The sequence below is a fragment of the Bifidobacterium sp. ESL0764 genome (assembly GCF_029395515.1).
GTDB lineage: Bacteria > Actinomycetota > Actinomycetes > Actinomycetales > Bifidobacteriaceae > Bifidobacterium.
This window is the reverse complement of the sequence record NZ_CP113919.1, coordinates 605576-623978: the sequence shown is the minus strand read 5'-3', so window position 1 is coordinate 623978 and position 18403 is coordinate 605576. Positions and strand designations below refer to the sequence as shown.

Sequence of the window (18403 nt, the reverse complement as noted above, 5' to 3'; positions counted from 1 at the left end):
AAAAGAATTTGGGAAGAAAGAACAAGCGACGTCGCTTCACCACACAACCTGCGGATTCCCAGTCCTCCAGTAAAACCGGATACCCGTAATTTTCAGCGAAAGACAAGAGACAAGGCCTTCATCGAATCACTGATTACAGTGTACACGCCCCGATTGTCTTTTGCGACTTTTTTATAAATAATTGTCCCGAAATATATGAAACCAATCTTGCTTGTTGAAAAACAATAAGCGCCCACACTGACCGCGTAGTCATCAAACGTCATTTCCGTAACACACGAAAAGAAGTCAGGACTTGGCCAGAGCGCGGGCGCTATATACCGGTTTCGACTTTCAGCCGACGTATTTGGCCGGGTCGGCGGCGAAGTTGTCGACGCAGCCCTGGCTGCAGAAGTAGTAGGTCTTGCCGTTGTAATCCTGGCTGCCGGCGGCCGTCTTCGGATCGATCATCATGCCGCAGACCGGGTCCTTGACGGTGCTCGCGCCGCTGTTCATATTCATATCCATAGTGGTTCCTTCTTTCGCTTTCGCGGGTTGGTTGTTCTTGTTATGCGACGCATCCTCAGATGCGCCAACAGATTTTGAAGTGTCTTTGAGCTCGACGTGGCGGTCCCGCAGCTTGAAGGCGAAACGACGCGGCTTGACCGTCTCCGGGTCGAAACCACGCAGGCGGTTGGCGTTCAGGACCACGGAAAGCGAGGAGAACGCCATCGCGGCCCCGGCGATCATCGGGTTGAGCATGATATGCCAGATCGGGTAGAGGATGCCGGCGGCGACGGGGATGCCGATGCCGTTGTAGCCGAAGGCGAAACCGAGGTTCTGCTTGATGTTGCGCATGGCTGCGCGCGAGAGGTCGACGGCCGTCACGAGTCCGGTGAGACTGCCGGACACCAGTGTGATGTCGGAGGATTCGATGGCCACATCGGTGCCGGTGCCGATGGCAAAACCGACGTCTGCCGCCGCGAGTGCCGGGGCGTCGTTGATGCCGTCGCCAACCATGCCGACCATGTGGCCTTCATTCTGCAACCGCACGATTTCGGCGGCCTTGCGTTCCGGGCGCACGCCGGCGATGACACGATCAACGCCGACCTCGTTGGCCATGGCGGTGGCGGTCGCTTGGTTGTCGCCGGTCAGCATGACCACCTGCAGCCCGCGCTCGCGCAACGAGGCGATGGCCTTGGCCGAATCAGGCTTGACAGTATCCGCCACCGCGAGCACGGCGACCGATTTTCCATCCACAGCGGCCAGAATCGGCGTCTTGCCTTTTCGGGCATAATCGGCGAACATCGTTTGGGTCTTGCGTGATGACGACATATCGATTTGTCGGGCTTTCATCAATTCCTCATTGCCGACGACGACATCGTGGCCTTCGACTTTCGCCGCCACTCCACTGCCTGGCACGGCCTCAAACGAATCCACCTTCGGCACTTCCAGCTTGCGGCGCCGGGCACCCTTGACGATGGCCTGCGCGAGCGGGTGTTCGGAGACCTGCTCGGCTCCGGCGATCAAAGAAAGCAGATGCTCTTGATGCGTCTTTTCACCTGTCCTATCGTTCTCGTCTGTCCCGTCGTTATCGTTTTCGGCTGGCGAACCCCCAATCCAGCCGATATCGGTCAGCTCTGGCGTACCACGCGTGATGGTACCGGTCTTGTCGAGCACGATGGTGTCGACGTCGCGCGCGGTCTGCAACGCCTCGGCGGAGCGGATGAGCACACCGTAGCGCGCCGCCTTGCCGGTCGAGATCGTCACGGAAAGCGGGGTCGCGATGCCCAGGGCGCACGGGCAGGCGATGACCAGCACGGCCACGGCGGAGACCAGTCCGTACAACCCTTGCGGCGCCGGGCCCAGCAGCCACCAGACGACGAAGGTCCAGATGGCGATGAGGATGACGCCCGGCACGAAGTAGCCGGAAATCCTGTCGGCGAGCTTTTGGATCGGCGCCTTTGAGGTCTGGGCGGTGCGCACCAGCTTGATGATCTGCGCCAGCACGGTGTCGCGGCCGACCTTGGTGGCCCGGTAGCGGAGCGTCCCGTTGCCGTTGATGGTCGCACCGGTGACGCTATCGCCAACGCCTTTGGCAACGGGGATGGATTCGCCGGTAATCATGGATTCGTCGACGGAGCTGCGGCCGTCGACGACCTCGCCATCCACCGGCAGCTGCTCCCCCGGCTTGATGACGACGATGTCGCCGACCTCGACCTGCTCGGCGTCGATGTCCAGCTGAATGCCATCGCGTTCAACGTGCGCCCGCTTGGGCGTGAGGTTGATGAGCGCGCGGATCGACTCGCCCGTGCCGAGCCGGGCGTGCGCCTCGAAAAGCTGGCCCAGCAGCATCAGCGTGATGATGGTGCCCACGGACTCGAAATACGGCTCGCGCGCGCTCGGCGGCAGGATGCCGGGAGCGATGGTGACCACGACGCTGTATATATAGGACGCGGCGGTGCCCAGCGCCACCAGCGAGTTCATCTCCGGGGCGCGGTGAGCGAGCGCCAGCCAGCCGGTGCGATGGATCGGCCAGCCGGAATAGAACATGACCGGGGTGACGAACACGAGCTCGACCCACGGATTAGTGAAGAAGCCGATAACCCCCATCGGCACGAACGCCTTCAACCACATACCGAACATGGCGAAGACGAACACCGGAATCGTCAGCACCGCGGCGACAATAAGCCGGCGTTGAAGCGTCTTGATCTCGCGCTTGCGCTCGGCATCCGGATCGGCACCGTTCTGCCCGTTTTCGGCGCCGTTGGCCCCTGGCTGCCCCACGGTCTGGTTACGCACTTGGCTCATATCTGCTCCGTCTCATTTCCGTACTATCCGTAGTTGTCAATATTCCCGCCGACAACGGCAATTCCTCAATCTCGTTCAACACGTTGCGTCAATCCGTCCGCAAGGGCAACAACCGTCACCACGGCCGAACCCAATCGATCAAACGTTCAGCCGTTGCCTTTCGCGCCTTTCGGCAGCACATGCACCATACCGTGCAGCATATTCATCCCGCAGGCGTAGGGCAGGTCTCCGGGCTTGCTCGGCGTGAACTCGACGTCGGTGGTCTTGAACGCCGGCAGGGTCTGGTCGATGCCCAGGTCGCTGAAGACGACATGCGACGAGCACTCACCGTCCTCCTGCCGATCGAATTGCAAGCGCACCGGAGTTCCGGCCTCGACGTCGACGACAGCCGGGGTATACCCGCCTTTCACCACGATATGCGCGGTCTGTACCGCCCCCTCGCGGCTGGCCTGCGCGGCCTTGCGCGGCGCAAAGAAGTACCAGACGATGGCCACGCTCACCACAAGCGCCGCCAGAACCACCGCAACATTGATAAACATACGACCCCCTCACCATCCGCCGCCCGCACCGTCTTGCGAGAGTGCTGGCAGCTTCGCTGTAACTGAAATTAACCATACCCCCTAGGGGTATACTGTGTCAATAGATTCAGCTCAGCATCGCAACGAATGCCACACATCACCAGCATGTGGCCAGCGATTAGCCAATGAGGAGGGAACATATGGCACAACTTCAGCAGGATGAACAAGGCAACAGCAAAACTTCGGACATCGACAGAAAAAACCGTCGTGACAAGGCCACGAACACTGATAGAAAAGGCCTTAACGACATGGGGAGCGATACGAAGAACATCGACCTGTCCGAAGGCTCCTGCGAGCACTGCGCCCACGTCGGCTACGTCCAGGACAAGAAGAAACTGGTCACCCGGCTGCGTCGCATCGAAGGGCAGGTGCGGGCGATCACCGCGATGGTGGAGAACGACACCTATTGCATCGACGTGCTCACCCAGATCGCCGCCGCCAACAGCGCCCTCAAGTCGGTGGCGCTGCTCCTGCTCGAAGACCATCTCGACAGCTGCGTCGCCACGGCCGCGGCCAAGGGCGGCCCGGTGGCCGACGAAAAGATGGACGAGGCCGTCGCCGCCATCAAACGCCTGGTGAAATCATAAGCCCAAGGAACCCGAAGACAACGAAACCCTACCGCGGCTTGACCGTCCGGCAGGGTTTCGTTTATTGATGGAATTCTTCGCTTTGCCAGCTTTACTCCAACTCGAGCTTGCCGGTGTAGAGCTGGTAGTACTCGCCGTGCTGGGCGATGAGCTCGTCGTGCGTGCCGCGCTCGATGATGCGGCCGTGGTCGAGCACCATGATGATGTCGGAGTTGCGCACGGTGGAGAGGCGGTGGGCGATGACGAAGACGGTGCGCCCGGCCATCAGGTTGTCCATGCCCTGCTCGACGACCTCCTCGGTACGGGTGTCGATGGAGCTGGTCGCCTCGTCGAGGATCATAGCGGGCGGATCGGCCACGGCGGCGCGCGCGATGGAAATCAGCTGGCGCTGACCTTGCGAAAGGCCGCTGCCGTCGCCCTCAAGCACCGTGTTGTAGCCTTGCGGCAGCATGCGGATGAAGCCGTCGGCGTTGGTGCGCTTGGCCGCGGCGATGCATTCCTCGTCGGTGGCGTCGAGCTTGCCGTAGCGGATGTTGTCGAGCACCGTGCCGGTGAAGAGGTTGACGTCCTGCAGCACGATTCCCAGCGAGCGACGCAGGTCGTCCTTCTTGATGTTCTTCACGTCGATGCCGTCGTAGAGAATCTGGCCTTCCTGGATGTCGTAGAACCGGTTGATGAGGTTGGTGATGGTGGTCTTGCCCGCACCGGTGGCGCCGACCAGGGCCATCTTCTGGCCGGGCTTGGCGAACCAGGTGATGTCGTGCAGCACGGTCTTGTCGGGGTTGTAGCCGAAGGAGACGTTGGTGAAACGCACGTCGCCGCGCAGCAGCGTCAGGCGGCCGTCGGGCGAGGTGACCGCCTTCTCGTGAGCCTTCATCGCAACCTCGCGGGCCGAGCCCTTGAGCTTTTTGGCGGCCTCGAGCGAACGTGTGCCGTCGTCGCTGGCCTCGCGCTTCCAAGCCCAGTGGCCGGTCTCGTGATCGGTTTCCGTCATCGTGCGGCCGTCCTCGCCGAGCTCGACACTCACCAGACGCACGGTGCCGTCGTCGGATTCGGCGGGTTCGTCGATGAGGTTGAAGATGCGGGCGGCGCCGGCCAGGGCCATCATGATCATGTTGATCTGCGAGGAGATCTGGCTGATCGGGTTGATCAGAGCCTTGGAAAGGGTGAGGAACGAGACGATCGCGCCGAGGGTCAGCGTGCCGGTGCCGCTGATGCCGAAGTTGAACCAGCCGTTGATGCCGGCGATACCGCCGACGATGGCCAGCAGCACGTAGAGCACGTTGCCCATGTTGCCGATGACCGGCATGGTGATGTTCGCGTAGATGTTGGCCTGGGCGGAGGCGTGGAAGAGCTCGTCGTTCTTCTTATCGAACCGGGCCTGCGTGGCGTCCTCGTGATTGAAGACCTTGACGACCTTCTGACCGTTCACCGACTCCTCGACGAAGGCGTTGACGTCGCCGATCGTCTCCTGCTGGCGCACGAAGTAGCGGCCGGAGCGGCTGACGATGACACGCACCAGCAGCAGCATCAGCGCCACGAAGACGACGGTGAAGATGGTGAAGGGCACGGAGAGCCAGAGCATCGCGAACAGGGCGACGACCACCGACGAGCCGGAGATCAGCAGCTGCGGCAGCGACTGGGAGACCATCTGGCGCAACGTGTCGGTGTCGTTGGTGTAGCGGCTCATCATGTCGCCGTGCTCATGGGTGTCGAAGTAGCGAATCGGCAGCTTCTGCTGGTGGTCGAACATCTGGTCACGCACGGTCTTCAGCACACCCTGTTCGATGTCAACGACCATGTAGTTCCACATGAACGAGCAGAGCATGCCCACCGCGTAGATGGCGCCGACCACGACGGTCATCTCGATCAACGGCTGCCAGTCCGGGGTCTGCGCGTGGATGAAGGGCATGATGCAATTGTCGATCAGTGGCTGCAGCACGAAGGAGGGCAGCGACTGGGTCACTGCACATACCAGGATGCCGATGATGACCACGATGCAGCGCCAGCGATAATGGAAAATGTAGCCCATCAGACGCTTGGCGGTGCCCTTCGGCGCCTTTTTCATCGGCGGAACGGCGGGTTTGGACTTCTTCATGGCCTTGCCGGCCTTCTTCGATTGCTTGTTCACGCTATCTTTCACGTCTTTGGTAGTAGTCAGGTTCTGCTCACTCATCGTCGTCATCCCCCTTGCCCTGGTTCTTCGTCTGGGATTCATAGATCGACCGGTACTCGCCGCAGGTCTTCAACAACTGCTCATGCGTGCCGTGGTCGAGGATGCGCCCCTCGTCCAGCACGACGATCTCGTCGGATTCCTGCACACTGGCGAGGCGCTGGGCGATGATGATCTTGGTGGTGTCGGGAATCTCCGTGGCGAAGGCGTTGCGGATCAGCTTGTCGGTCTTGGTGTCCACGGCGCTGGTCGAGTCGTCCAGAATCAGGATCTTCGGCTTCTTCAACAGGGCTCGGGCGATGCACAGGCGCTGTCGCTGGCCGCCGGAGACGTTGGAGCCGCCCTCCTCGATATAGGTGTCGTAGCCCTTCGGGAATTCTCGGATGAACCCGTCGGCCTGTGCGAGCTTGCAGACGCGCACCACGTCCTCGTCGCTGGCGTCGGGGTTGCCCCAGCGGATGTTCTCGGCGATGGTGCCGGTAAACAGCACGTTCTTCTGCAGCACCATGGCCACCGCGTCGCGCAGGGCGACGAGGTCGTAGTCGCGCACGTCGTGGCCGCCCACGGAAAGCGAGCCGGAGCTGACGTCGTAAAGCCGCGGAATGAGCTGCACCAGGCTGGACTTGGACGAGCCCGTGCCGCCTACGATGCCGATGGTCTTGCCGGAAGCGATGTCGAGATTGATATCGTCGAGCACCGGTTTCTCGGAGCCTTCGGAGTAGCGGAAGGTTACGTCCTTGAACGAGACGGAACCGTCCGGCACTTCGGTGATCGGATGGCTATTGTCACGCACGGTGCTCACTTCGTTCAAGACCTGGCAGATACGCTCGGCGTCGGCGCGGGAGATGACGACCATGACGATGATCATGGAGACCATATTGAGCGCCATCAGGATCTGCATGGCGTAGGTGACCAGCGCGGTGAGGTCGCCGGTCGTGAGGCCCAACGCCGGGTTGTTGTGCGAACCGACGATCTGCTTGGTGCCCATCCACGAGATGATGAGCATGGCGCCGTAGATGCAGGTGTTCAGAATCGGCCAATTGAAGGCGATGACGTGCTCGGCGCGGCAGAAGTAGTCGTAGATGCGCTTAGAGACGGCGCCGAACTTGCGGCTTTCGTGCTCCTCGCGGTTGTAGGACTTCACCACGCGAATGCCCTGCAGATTCTCGTCGACGATGTTGTTCAGGTGGTCGTAGGTGTGGAACACCTTCTCGAAAATCGGGTGGACGGAGAGCGAGAGCGCCGTGAGGCCCACGCCCAGAATCGGGATGATGATCAGGAAGACCATCGAGATCGAATGGCTGATCCTGAAGGAGAAAATCCAGGCGACGATAACCATCATCGGCGCACGCACGGCCACGCGGATAATCATCTGGAAGGCGAACTGGACGTTGGTGACGTCGGTGGTGAGCCTAGTGATGATCGAGCCGGTCGAGAAGCGGTCGATGTTGGTGAAGCTGAAGGACTGCACCTTCTCAAACAAATCGTGGCGCAGATTCTTGGCGAAACCGGAGGAGGCGATGGCGGCGTAACGCCCGGACATGAACCCGGCGAACAGCGAGACGATCGCGCAGCCCAGAAGGATGATGCCGAACTTCCAGATCGCCGGCATCGACCCGCCGGAGACGCCTTGGTCGATCAGCTGCGCCATGACGGTGGGGATGAGGATCTCGAGGATGCTCTCGACCATCACGAAAACCGGTGTCAGCCATGTTTCGCGCTTGTATTCTCGCAGGCTGTGCAGCAACGTGCGAATCAGATGCTTGGGATGCTCCCGGTCCGTTGCCGTCACCTGCATATTTTGGGGAGCATCAAGTGCCTTGCTCATCCAACCCTCTTTTCACATACCTAACTCGTATTGGCGCAACCGTCGCTTCTCCCCCATGACTCTCGTCCCGCTTCGCACCAGAACACGCCTAAATCCGTAGCACGCATCCGGTCGAAAACGAGGGACTACCGAAGCCGACAGACTATATAACGCTATTACGAACCGGCTACAATACAACCTGCCGCAACCCGCGCGGAACAAGCCGAAATTCGCCATTCTTCGACGTTCTATCCGTTTGCCGTTTTTAAGCTTGCAGAATATTCACGAAACACTGAAATACCTGCTTTTATTGATTTTTCAATTAAACGGGACGAGCGATTTCGGACGATTACCGTATTTATTGTTTTTTATACATAATTACTCTGATATAATACTTACCGACCGGACGGTAACCATGTTGTTGCCGCGGAATCAAGGAGGACATGCATGGATGCAGAAATATATGTGACGCCGCCGAATCTCGCGCCCGATACCCAAAAACCACTGGAGCACAAATTCCGCTTCGCCATTGGTTTCCTGGTCGTCTCGCTGATGTGGGGCATTCCTTTCAGCATGGGCTCAGGCGTGTTGCTGCCGCAGGTTTTCTCGGGCATCAAAGGCATCTCCGCAGAAGGCGCACTCGGCACCATGAACGCCGTCAGCTCGATTTTCGCACTTGTCTCGAACATCGTTTTCGGGACCTTCTCCGACGTCTCCAAATTCAAAATCGGCAAGCGCACCCCCTGGATCGTCGCCGGCGGTGTCATCGGCGCCGCGGGTTACTTCCTGACCGCCCACTCCACTTCGCTGATGTGGATGGTCATCGGCTGGTGCATCGTACAGGTCGGCATCAACTGCCTCATCGCCCCGGCCGTCGCCGTACTCTCCGACCGTATCCCCGAGGACGTGCGCGGCACCTTCTCGGCGCTCTACGGTGCCGGTCAGATCGCCGGCATCCAGCTGGGCAACTTCGTCGGCAGCTTCTTTTTGACCAAGCTCAACACCGGTCTGACCATCGGCACCTGCATCTTCCTGTTCTCCGGTCTGCTCACCGTCATCATCTGGCCGCGCGAGAAGTCCGCGGAGAACAACACCAAGGCGACAACCGCTCTCGACATCCTCAAGTCGTTCATTCCGCCGACCAAGAACTGCCGCGACTTCTACCTCGCCCTCTTCGGCCGCCTCACCTTCGTCATCGGCACGTTCATGATCTCGGGCTACCAGCTGCTCATCCTTGAGCGCTACATCCATCTGAGCATCAAGGATGCCGGCACCGCCATGCAGGTCATGTCAATCATCACGCTGGTCGCCACCATCCTCGCCTCGATGGTCTCCGGCCCGCTTTCCGACTATCTGCATCGCCGCAAGTTCATCGTCGCCATCGCCTGCGTCATCATCGCCTTGGGCATGCTCGTCGCCTGGATCATCCCCACCACCACGGGTATCTACGTCTACGCCACGCTCGCCGGTCTCGGCAACGGCTGCTACATGTCCGTCGATCAGGCGCTGAACGTCGACGTGTTGCCCAATCCGCAGGAAGCCGGCAAGGATCTCGGCATCCTGAACCTCGCCAACACCATCGGCCAGGCCCTCGCCCCCGCCTTCACCACCCTGTTCATCGGACTTACCGGCGGCTACAGGGCGGTCTTCCCCGTCGCCATCGTCTTCCTGCTCGTCGGCACCATTTTCATCATGATGATCCGCCGGGTCAAGTAAGACTTCCGATATGCCCGCGATGCCGTGTCCGATGTTTTATAGGGCACGGCATCGCTGTATAGCAGAAACAACTATCATTGAAGAGCAAAGAATATACGACAGCGAGCCGCATTCGGTCTAGCTCGTAAGGAATAATAAAAGATTGTCGTATATAAAAGAGGCCTTTGAATCATGCTGCATCTCACCCACGCCAAAAAACGTGACAACGGCACCGATAGCCGCACCGCGATCCTCAACGCCGCCGTCGTCTCGTTCGGTCAACGCGGGTATTACGGGACTTCGCTGCAGAAAATCGCCAATACCGTGGGCATGACCAAGGCCGGGGTGCTCCATCACGTCGGCAGCAAAGAGGGGCTGCTCAATATCGTCCTCGACGAGATATACGACCCAGGCACCGAAGCCATCATGGATCATTTCAGGATGACCGACAGGCCGAATGTGGCACGCATGTGGCGCGAGGTCGTGGCCATCAACGCCAAACGGCCCGAGCAGGTTCACATGTTCTCGACGCTGGATGCGGAAGCCATCGATGCGAAGCATCCGGCACACGAATACTTCAGAAAACGCGATCAGAACCTGCTTGAGGAAATGCTGCGGATTCCTTGGTACGTACCCGTTGGCACGAATATCGAGCACTTGCTGCAGGCCGGTTTCAGCATGATGGACGGCATCCAGCTGCGGTGGCTGCGCGCCCCGGAACGTGACCTGAACGAGATGTGGGCCGAGTGCGAGGCCGAACTGATGCCGATGCCGATGTGGGAGGGGTATCGGTAAGTAAAGCGAGGTTTACCTCTGAAACACCTCGGGATGAACCGGGTCGCCGGGAATGTCGGCACGGGTGTCTTCCAGTTCTAGCGCATCCTGCCATTCATCCATGGTCAAGCCGAAAGGCCGGGCATTCATGCCGCGAGCCTGCAAATCGGCTTTCGCTTCTTCGACATCCACAACGGAAAGCCCTTCAACGAACGACTTCCAGCGTGCGAAATTCACATCGTCGTAAAAATTGCGGCCCACAGTCTGCGTCAGCAGTTCCGCACGCTCGATGGGCAGCGAATCCCAATGCCGCAGCTCGATGACCTTTTTCAGGCGGACATCGTTGAAATGCGTGGATAGGATGTGGCCGACCTCGTAGGCATTGAGCTCGCGGTCGGGGTAGATATCGGCGGCGTTGCGCCTGAAGGCGACGAATTCCTGCTCGTCCTCGCTCAAGCCCGCAGCCTCCGGCGTGTGCGTGAGGTCGGCGAACATCAGCGGGGTGGCCAAAACGTCGCGGGCGTAATCCTCCCAGCCGAAGCGAGGGTCGAAAAGCCCGGGCGTGATGCCGGTGCGCTGCTGGTCGGCCTTGTCCCAGATGCGCTGGCGCAGCAGCGGGAAGGGATTCGGGGCGCCTTCGAAATACGGCGAGTTGCGGAAGAACATGGAGATGATGGGTCCCAACGCGGTGCCGACGCGCATTTTGGCGATGGCGTCCGCCTCGTCGCTGTAGTCGATGCTCACCTGGGTGGAGGCCGAGCAGCGCATCATACAGGGCCCGTATGAGCCGACATGGCCGAGATACTCGTTCATCGCCGCGTATCGGCGTTTGGGATTGATGGTGATGTCGGCAAAGCTGGTAACCGGCTGGTAGCCGTAATTGATCAGCCGAAAGCCGAGGTCATCGAGGATAGGATTGATTTCGCTGCGGAATGTCGCATAGATATCGAGCAGCTCCTGCGGGGTGTGCAGCACGCCGATTGAGGTCTCGAACTGACCGCCCGGCTCCAGCGACAGGCTGATGCCCGGCCGTGCAAGGCCGAGCAGATGGCCGTCTTCGACGAATTCCTTGTCGGGGTCATAGTAAGGACGAAGGCGTTCCAGAAGTGTTTCGATGCCGTCGGTTTCGGCGTAATCGACCGCCCGGTCGCTGCCAGTACGCACGGGAAGATGCTCGATCTCGACACCGTAGCCGTCGTCGCGCTCCGGCTTGGCACCGGAAGCGAAGAAACGCAGCAGACTGGCCACATGCTTGCTGTTGACTTTGGCGCCAAGATGGGCGTAGCTCACCCGTGGAGTAGTGTTCATACCTTTTATCGTATGCGCTCGCGGCGAGTTTATCGAGCGATTACGCGGGTTGCGCAGTGTTTTTGCGTGACGAAGGACATATATGCGGTTTGGAAACCACAGAATATCGTTGGGCGACATCATCGATACCAAACGCCTGCTCTCACCAGGTGAAACCCAATCCTACGCACCGTTTCCGGCCCATATCCCCGATACAACAGCAATGTGCGCGAATCCGTCAGTCTTGGCGACGGATTCGCGCACATTTCAGAAACCGACCAGCGCGATCACTCGACCGTGAACGTCGTGCGCTTCAGGTCGCGGCGACGGGAGGAATGGCCGACCAGCAGCTCGAACTCGCCGGGCTCGACGATGCGGTTGGCGTCCGCGTCGACGATGGAGCACGCGGAGACGGGGATGTCGAGCGTTACGGTCTTGCTCTCCCCCGGCTTCAGCTCGACCCTGCCAAACGTCTTCAGCTCGCGGTCCGTCCAGCTCACCGACGTGACCAGGTCGCCGACATAGGCCTGCACCACTTCGGTGCCCGCGTTGCTGCCGGTGTTGGTCACCTCGATCGAGACATGCAGGGTCTCGTCGGCGCCGAACGGCGTTTCCCCGCCCTCGATCTGCGGCTCGCCGTAGGAGAAGGTGGTGTAGCTCAGGCCCTCGCCGAACGCGAACGCCGGATCCTGCGTCAGGTCGGCGTAACGCCAGGCGTGCTGGCCGCGAATCTGGTTGTAATAGACGGGAAGCTGGCCGGCGTGACGCGGGAAAGTGATCGGCAGACGGCCGCTCGGGGCGGTGACGCCCATCAGAATCTCGGCGATGGCGCGGCCGCCCTCCATACCCGGGCTCGGCGCCCAGAGCAACGCATCGGCGTTCAGGGCGCTTTGCGGCAGCACTTGCGGCTTCGAGCTCAGCAGCACGACGACGAACGGCTTATCGTCGGCCTTGGCGACTTCGGCGAGCGCATCCAACAGCGCGACCTGGCCGCCCTGCAGCTCCAGGGTCGCCGAGGACCGGCCCTCGCCGATCAGCGGGATGGTGTCACCGACCACGGCGATAACGGCATCCGACTGGCGGGCGTTCTCCACGGCCTCATCAAGCAAACGCTGGTCAAGCGGCGCCGGGAACGCCACCTTCGGACGCGGCTGCCCATCGGGGAACACCGGACCGTTCGGATCATCCTTGAGCACCACCACGTTGGCACCTTTGGTGTACGTGACTTCAAAATCATCATCCTTGCCGAGCGCCTTAAGACCGTCGACCACCGTCGTAATCATCTCGCGCGGCTGTCCCTCCGGCATCCAGGAGACCTGGCCGGAATTGCCGGCCCAGTCGCCCAGTTGCGTCTGGGCATCGTCGGCGAGCGGGCCTGCGACGGCGAGGCGATGAATGGACTTCGCATCAAGCGGCAGCACAGGCTTGTCCGCCTGCGAGTCGTCGGCGCCATCGGCGCCATCCGCGTTCCAGGCTCGCGAGCCGTTGCGCAGCAACACCACCGATTCGCGTGTCAGCTCAAGGTTGACCTGGCGGTGCGCCTCGTTGCCGATGACCGCGTCGATGCGCTTCTGGTCGGGCAGGCGGGGATCCTCGAACAGTCCCAGACGGAACTTCACGGCGAGAATCCTCGAGACGGCCTCGTCGATTGCGGACTCGTCGAGCAGACCCGACTTGACGGCCTCGATCGCGCCTTCGTAGAACTGCGGCGTGGTCATCACCAGGTCGTTGCCCGCCTTGACCGCATCGGCCGCGGCGTGCACGAAATCAGGCTTGACCTTCTGTTCCCAGACCGAACGGCCGACGTTGTCCCAATCGGTGACCAGCATGCCCTTGTAGCCCCAGTCGCCACGAAGCTTGTCGCTCAAGAGCCAGTGGTTGAAGGTCACTGGAACGCCCTCGATGGACTCGTAACCGAGCATGAACGTGCCGGCGCCCTCACGTGCCACGCGTTCGAAGGGCGGCAGGAACCACGAGGCGAGCTTGCGGTGCGAGAGGTCGGCCTCGCTGGCGTCACGTCCGCCTTGCGTCTCGGAATATCCCGCGAAATGCTTGGCGCAGGCCAGGATCGCGTCTTTTGCCAGCGGCTCGCCCGCCTTGGCGCCGCCCTGATAGCCGCGCACCATGGCACTGGCGAACTCGCCGATCAGCGTCGGGTCCTCGCCGAAGGTCTCGCCCACGCGGCCCCAACGGGTGTCACGCGAGATGCAGAGCACCGGCGAGAACGTCCAGTGCACGCCGGTCGCCGAAACCTCCTCGGCGGTGGCCCGCGCCATCTTCTCGACCTTCGCCGGATCCCAGGAAGAGGCCATGCCGAGCTCTTCGGGATAGATCGTCGCACCCTCCCAGAACGAATAGCCGTGGATGCAATCGTCGCCGATCACCAGCGGGATGCCGAGCCTGGTCTTTCTGCGTACCATATCGACGGCCTTGAGCAGATCGGACGGCCGGGTGTGCAGGATCGAGCCGACGTGGCGCTCGACGATCAGGTGCTCGAGGTCGCCGCCCCTGGCGTCGAGCTGCATCATCTGCCCGACCTTCTCTTCAAGCGTCATACGCCCCAACAGGTCAGCGATACGTTCGCCGTCGCCTAAGGCCGGGTTTTGGTACGGTAACCTTTTATCTTCCGTCATAAATCTCCATAAAACGATGTGATCAACAGATACGTCTACGTAATTCCAACTTACTCATAGCGCATGATGGCAATAAACCAAAAATCTTTCTTGTCAAACCTTGCCAAACAGACAAATATCTGGTTCATTCGCAGAATTCTTGTTTTCTACAAATGAACCAGATAATGTAACTCTGTAGCGGTTTAGCGTACGCTCTTGATGGACAGGATAAATACCGATCCAAGAATTGCCATGCAAATCGAAACCGCGAAGGCGACCGGATAGCCGCCGGTGACCATGACTATCGTGGACGTCAGCACAGGGCCAATCATCTGACCCAATGTTGTGGCAAGATTCAAGATACCGAGATCCTTGCCAGCGGTCTCTTTATCTGAAAGAACGTCAACGTTCAGCGCCTGATCAACCGACGAATACACGCCATAGCCCAAACCCGCTATTCCTGCGTACAGGTACATGCCCATCGTCGTCGGCATCACCCACGGCATCGCCACGCCAATGGCGAACAGCACGGATGCAATGACCACAGGAACCTTACGACGCCCCAGGAAATCCGACAACGGACCGGAAACCGCAGGACCGGCCAACGAAACAACCATAGAGATGATAGACATCACCGACATCGTCTCCGCAGCCTTGGTATTGCTCTGCCCGACGTGATCGGTAATGATATACAGCTGATAAGCCGCAATCATCTGATAGCCCATCAGCATGCAAAGACGACCTGCAAAAGCCTTGTAGAAATCATGATTGGTCTTAAACCTTGGAGGAGTAAAGGAAACCAAAATGTCTTTGAGCCCGCCGGAAGTCTTGGGGAGGAAGTCCGCAGACTTCTCTCGCGGCACCAAGACCAGCAAGAGCAAGCCGCTGACAAGCATGAAGGCGCCGGCAGAGATCGAAGAAGCCGTTTGATTATTCATGAGCTTTGTCGCCAGCAGAGTACCCAAAGGCGCTCCCACAGTCGACCCGGCTCCGTAAAAAGCACTCATCGTTCCACGGATACCCGATGGCACTCGATCGGAAATCATGGCGACCACAGGAGCAATCATCATGTTGAGACCAGCCATCGCCAAACCGAAGCACAGCACCATCAGGAAAGCATTTGGCGCCATGCCAGTAAGGAACATAAAAATACCGCCGATAAGAGAACCGATCACAATCCAAGGCGTACGACGTCCGAAATGAGATCGAGTCCGATCGGAGAAATTACCGAATATCAGATTCGAAAGCAGCGAAAACACGGAGGATACCGTGCCGTTGATGGCGATGACCGCTTCCGGGTTCGGAACCATCTGCTTCAGACGCAGCGGGATGATAAAGGCCGATACAGAATTGATGCCGATCATCCACAAAATACCAAAGCCAAGGAATGCCGCCCCATAACGAGCTATGGTGACCGCGCCAAACGGCTTTCCTGTTTCCGGAGACAGCGTCGGATCTTTGTCAGCCGCAGCGATGGCTGCATTGTACTGCTCTAGTCGTGGTGAAGCCGAAGCCACAGTGCTCATGTCTTCCTGGTCCATAGGACCCCTTTCTCTAACATCTTCCTCGATAGAAGAAAGGAAAAATAATATTTATCTTTCCAAACAAAGATAGTATCATAAAATAATCGAACTGCAAATTGTCAACCAATAATAACGAACTCATATCAATGATTATTCAATAAAAATAAAGTATGCTATATTTATCTTGTCTTTACAAGATACCATTTATCGATATTTCAGCAAAGGAGCATCGATGGAAAACAACCAAACCCCCAGCACGACCGCTCAAAGCCATTGGATATGGCCTGTCGCGCCAAACGGACAGTCTGATACGGCAGCGGCGAAACAACGGGCCGTTTTCGCCAACTTCCGGAAAATACTTCACATCAATACCATTCCGGAACACTTCCAGGTAAGAGTCTGCGCTGACGCCCGTTACAAACTATTCGTCAACGGAACGTTCATTCAGGCCGGTCCCGCCAAAACAGATTCGAGTAGACGATGCTACGACCTTTGCGACATCGCCGGAGCACTGCATAAAGAGGACAACGTCATCGCAGCTACAGTGCTTCATTACCCATCCGATGCCCCTGGCAACAACAGCGTCGTCTCGACCACATGCCCCGGGTTCTGGCTGGAATCCATGGATTGCGACACTGTCACAGGCAATCCCACTCTGGCAACCGACGCTTCTTGGCAATCGCGTATCGACACCAATCGAAGAATCGTCAGCGAAAATCCATTCTTTGCTCCATTACAGATTATGGAGGATTATGCGCCTTCCGTCACCGACAACCACTGGATGACGTCGAACAGTTCCTCTTTCATGGATTGGTCAAACTCATACGAATATACCGCCGCGCAGCTGCCTTCCATCCTGCGTCCCGATAGTCTTCAACCCCGAGCTATCCCGTTCATGCGGGACACTTCACGCTCCTTCCGTTCAGGTCCGTCGCTTCCGGTCACGCTCGAACCCGGAACCGTCAAGGAATTTGTCGTAGACGCCGGCGAACTCATGACCGGATATCTCAAATTGGCTCTAACCGGCGGAGCAGGCAGTCGCATCGACATCCTCCAATCAGAGGGCTACGTCAAATACGCTCCCGAACATCCTTCAGCATTCGAAGACCAGCCAGTGAAAGGAGACAGGACCGACAGCGAACACGGGGTTCTTGCCGGCTACACAGACACGTATCACCCCACGGGCCGGGGCACCACAAGCGAGCCCGAAATCTACGAGCCCTTCTGGCTGCGCACGTTCCGCTTCGTCCGTCTGAAGGTCACTGCCGGGAAAAAGCCCGTGACCATTGTGCGGTTTGACTATCGTCAGACGGAATACCCTCTTGACGCCACGACAACGGTCAACATTCAAGACAAGACGCTGAACAACATCTGGGATATGTCATTGCGCACACTGCGGCGCTGCATGCACGAAACCTACGAGGACTGCCCGTTTTACGAGCAATTGCAATACATTATGGATTCTCGTACTGAAATTCTCTACACGTATGCAGTCTCCGCCGACGATCGGCTGGCCAGACAAGCCATCGAGGCGTTCTCGAACGCCAAACAAGCCGAGGGACTGCTCAATGCCAGCTGGCCGAATAACACGAGAAACGTCATTCCCGGGTATTCCCTTTATTTCGTGGGCATACTCTACGACCACATGATGTACTTTGACGACACGGAACTTCTGAAGAAGCATATGCCCCTTGTGGACGACATTCTCGGTTACTTCCATGACCGCTTGACCAAAGACGGCATTGTAGGTAAAGTCGGCGGCATAGACGCCCCGGATCCTTGTTGGTCGTTCATCGACTGGACATCGGAGTGGAACAAGACAAGAGGCGTTCCTACGGCTATCCTCGATGGTCCGTTGACCATGGAAAGCCTGCTCTATATCATGGCGCTGCAATATGCATCGAAGATATACAAGCATCTTGGCGATCAAGGCAAGGCGGAGACGTGTGCCAGAGAAGCAAGCGACATACAAAAGGCCGTCAATCTCCTCTGCCGCGATGCCCATGGAATGTATACAGATGGACCCTCCTGCTCCGACATCAGTCAGCATTGCCAGGTATTCGCCGCATTGACGCATACCAGCGATATCGAGCAATCCCGGAAAAACGTCATGACGACACTTGAGGATCCGAAACACTATGCGCAATGTTCGATCGCGATGGCATATTATCTCTTCCGGGCTTTGGAGGAACTTGACCTTTACGACGAAACATCAACATTATGGACTCCGTGGCAGAAGATGCTCAGCAACCATATGACGACCTGCGCGGAAGACGACCTCAAACAGCGCAGCGACTGCCATGCCTGGGGTGCGTTGGCCCTCTACGAATTACCGTCAGCAATACTGGGCGTCAAACCAAGTTCACCGGGGTATCGAAGCGCGAGGATTTCCCCCCATGCGGCCGGGCTGGAAAAAGCCTCCGGCTCAGTCGCCACCCCGCACGGTCCCATACAAGTATCTTGGAAGAAGGACAACGGAAAGGGGCAGTCAGACATGTCGATTTCCTTCAACGCACCCAGCGACATTGAGGTTGAAGTCATCAAGCCGCATAAACAATAGATTGCCGTCGATTATGGTAT

11 protein-coding genes are annotated in these 18403 nt (G+C 58.7%); 4 read left to right on the top strand and 7 right to left on the bottom strand.

The window, feature by feature from the left end:
• Positions 1-330: 330 nt before the first annotated feature.
• Together OZX71_RS02170 and OZX71_RS02165 are read right to left on the bottom strand one after the other, a co-directional pair.
• Positions 331-2787, bottom strand: a complete 2457-nt coding sequence (locus OZX71_RS02170; protein WP_277160331.1) for a heavy metal translocating P-type ATPase — start codon at positions 2785-2787, stop codon at positions 331-333.
• A 146-nt stretch (positions 2788-2933) separates the two neighbouring features.
• A complete protein-coding gene (locus OZX71_RS02165; RefSeq protein WP_277145600.1) occupies positions 2934-3326 on the bottom strand; it encodes a cupredoxin domain-containing protein in 393 nt (130 codons plus the stop codon).
• Between the two features lie 314 nt (positions 3327-3640).
• On the opposite strand from OZX71_RS02165, the gene OZX71_RS02160 reads away from it, so the two are divergent.
• Positions 3641-3952, top strand: coding sequence for a metal-sensitive transcriptional regulator (locus OZX71_RS02160; protein ID WP_277160632.1), 312 nt, complete (start codon positions 3641-3643; stop codon positions 3950-3952).
• Between the two features lie 91 nt (positions 3953-4043).
• Here OZX71_RS02160 and OZX71_RS02155 read toward each other — a convergent pair whose 3' ends face one another.
• Positions 4044-6050, bottom strand: a complete 2007-nt coding sequence (locus tag OZX71_RS02155; protein ID WP_277160631.1) for an ABC transporter transmembrane domain-containing protein — start codon at positions 6048-6050, stop codon at positions 4044-4046.
• A gap of 70 nt (positions 6051-6120) precedes the next feature.
• Entirely contained in the window at positions 6121-7923 is a 1803-nt protein-coding gene (locus tag OZX71_RS02150) for an ABC transporter ATP-binding protein (protein WP_277160630.1), read from the bottom strand.
• A gap of 456 nt (positions 7924-8379) precedes the next feature.
• Between OZX71_RS02150 and OZX71_RS02145 the strand changes: the two genes are divergently transcribed.
• Both OZX71_RS02145 and OZX71_RS02140 read left to right on the top strand, forming a co-directional pair.
• Positions 8380-9648, top strand: a complete 1269-nt coding sequence (locus tag OZX71_RS02145) for an MFS transporter (protein WP_277160330.1) — start codon at positions 8380-8382, stop codon at positions 9646-9648.
• Between the two features lie 171 nt (positions 9649-9819).
• Positions 9820-10422: a TetR/AcrR family transcriptional regulator gene (locus tag OZX71_RS02140; protein ID WP_277145602.1), complete on the top strand. Its 603-nt coding sequence runs from the start codon at positions 9820-9822 to the stop codon at positions 10420-10422.
• A 12-nt stretch (positions 10423-10434) separates the two neighbouring features.
• Here the strand turns inward: OZX71_RS02140 and OZX71_RS02135 are convergent, their stop codons facing one another.
• The 3 genes from OZX71_RS02135 to OZX71_RS02125 all read right to left on the bottom strand — a co-directional run bounded on the left by OZX71_RS02135 (position 10435) and on the right by OZX71_RS02125 (position 15841).
• On the bottom strand, positions 10435-11709 hold the full coding sequence (locus OZX71_RS02135; protein WP_277160329.1) for a glutamate-cysteine ligase family protein: 1275 nt from the start codon (positions 11707-11709) through the stop codon (positions 10435-10437).
• A gap of 266 nt (positions 11710-11975) precedes the next feature.
• Entirely contained in the window at positions 11976-14321 is a 2346-nt protein-coding gene (locus tag OZX71_RS02130) for a glycoside hydrolase family 3 N-terminal domain-containing protein (RefSeq protein ID WP_277160328.1), read from the bottom strand.
• A gap of 182 nt (positions 14322-14503) precedes the next feature.
• A complete protein-coding gene (locus OZX71_RS02125; protein ID WP_277145605.1) occupies positions 14504-15841 on the bottom strand; it encodes an MFS transporter in 1338 nt (445 codons plus the stop codon).
• Positions 15842-16055: 214 nt separating this feature from the next.
• Between OZX71_RS02125 and OZX71_RS02120 the strand changes: the two genes are divergently transcribed.
• A complete protein-coding gene (locus tag OZX71_RS02120; RefSeq protein WP_277160327.1) occupies positions 16056-18383 on the top strand; it encodes an alpha-L-rhamnosidase C-terminal domain-containing protein in 2328 nt (775 codons plus the stop codon).
• Positions 18384-18403 lie beyond the last annotated feature (20 nt).

Coding starts and splice junctions, on each gene's coding strand:
- OZX71_RS02170 (WP_277160331.1), bottom strand. CDS start 2,787: ATGAGCCAAGTGCGTAACCAGACCGTGGGGCAGCCAGGGGCCAACGGC.
- OZX71_RS02165 (WP_277145600.1), bottom strand. CDS start 3,326: ATGTTTATCAATGTTGCGGTGGTTCTGGCGGCGCTTGTGGTGAGCGTG.
- OZX71_RS02155 (WP_277160631.1), bottom strand. CDS start 6,050: ATGAAGAAGTCCAAACCCGCCGTTCCGCCGATGAAAAAGGCGCCGAAG.
- OZX71_RS02150 (WP_277160630.1), bottom strand. CDS start 7,923: ATGCAGGTGACGGCAACGGACCGGGAGCATCCCAAGCATCTGATTCGC.
- OZX71_RS02145 (WP_277160330.1), top strand. CDS start 8,380: ATGGATGCAGAAATATATGTGACGCCGCCGAATCTCGCGCCCGATACC.
- OZX71_RS02140 (WP_277145602.1), top strand. CDS start 9,820: ATGCTGCATCTCACCCACGCCAAAAAACGTGACAACGGCACCGATAGC.
- OZX71_RS02135 (WP_277160329.1), bottom strand. CDS start 11,709: ATGAACACTACTCCACGGGTGAGCTACGCCCATCTTGGCGCCAAAGTC.
- OZX71_RS02130 (WP_277160328.1), bottom strand. CDS start 14,321: ATGACGGAAGATAAAAGGTTACCGTACCAAAACCCGGCCTTAGGCGAC.
- OZX71_RS02125 (WP_277145605.1), bottom strand. CDS start 15,841: ATGGACCAGGAAGACATGAGCACTGTGGCTTCGGCTTCACCACGACTA.
- OZX71_RS02120 (WP_277160327.1), top strand. CDS start 16,056: ATGGAAAACAACCAAACCCCCAGCACGACCGCTCAAAGCCATTGGATA.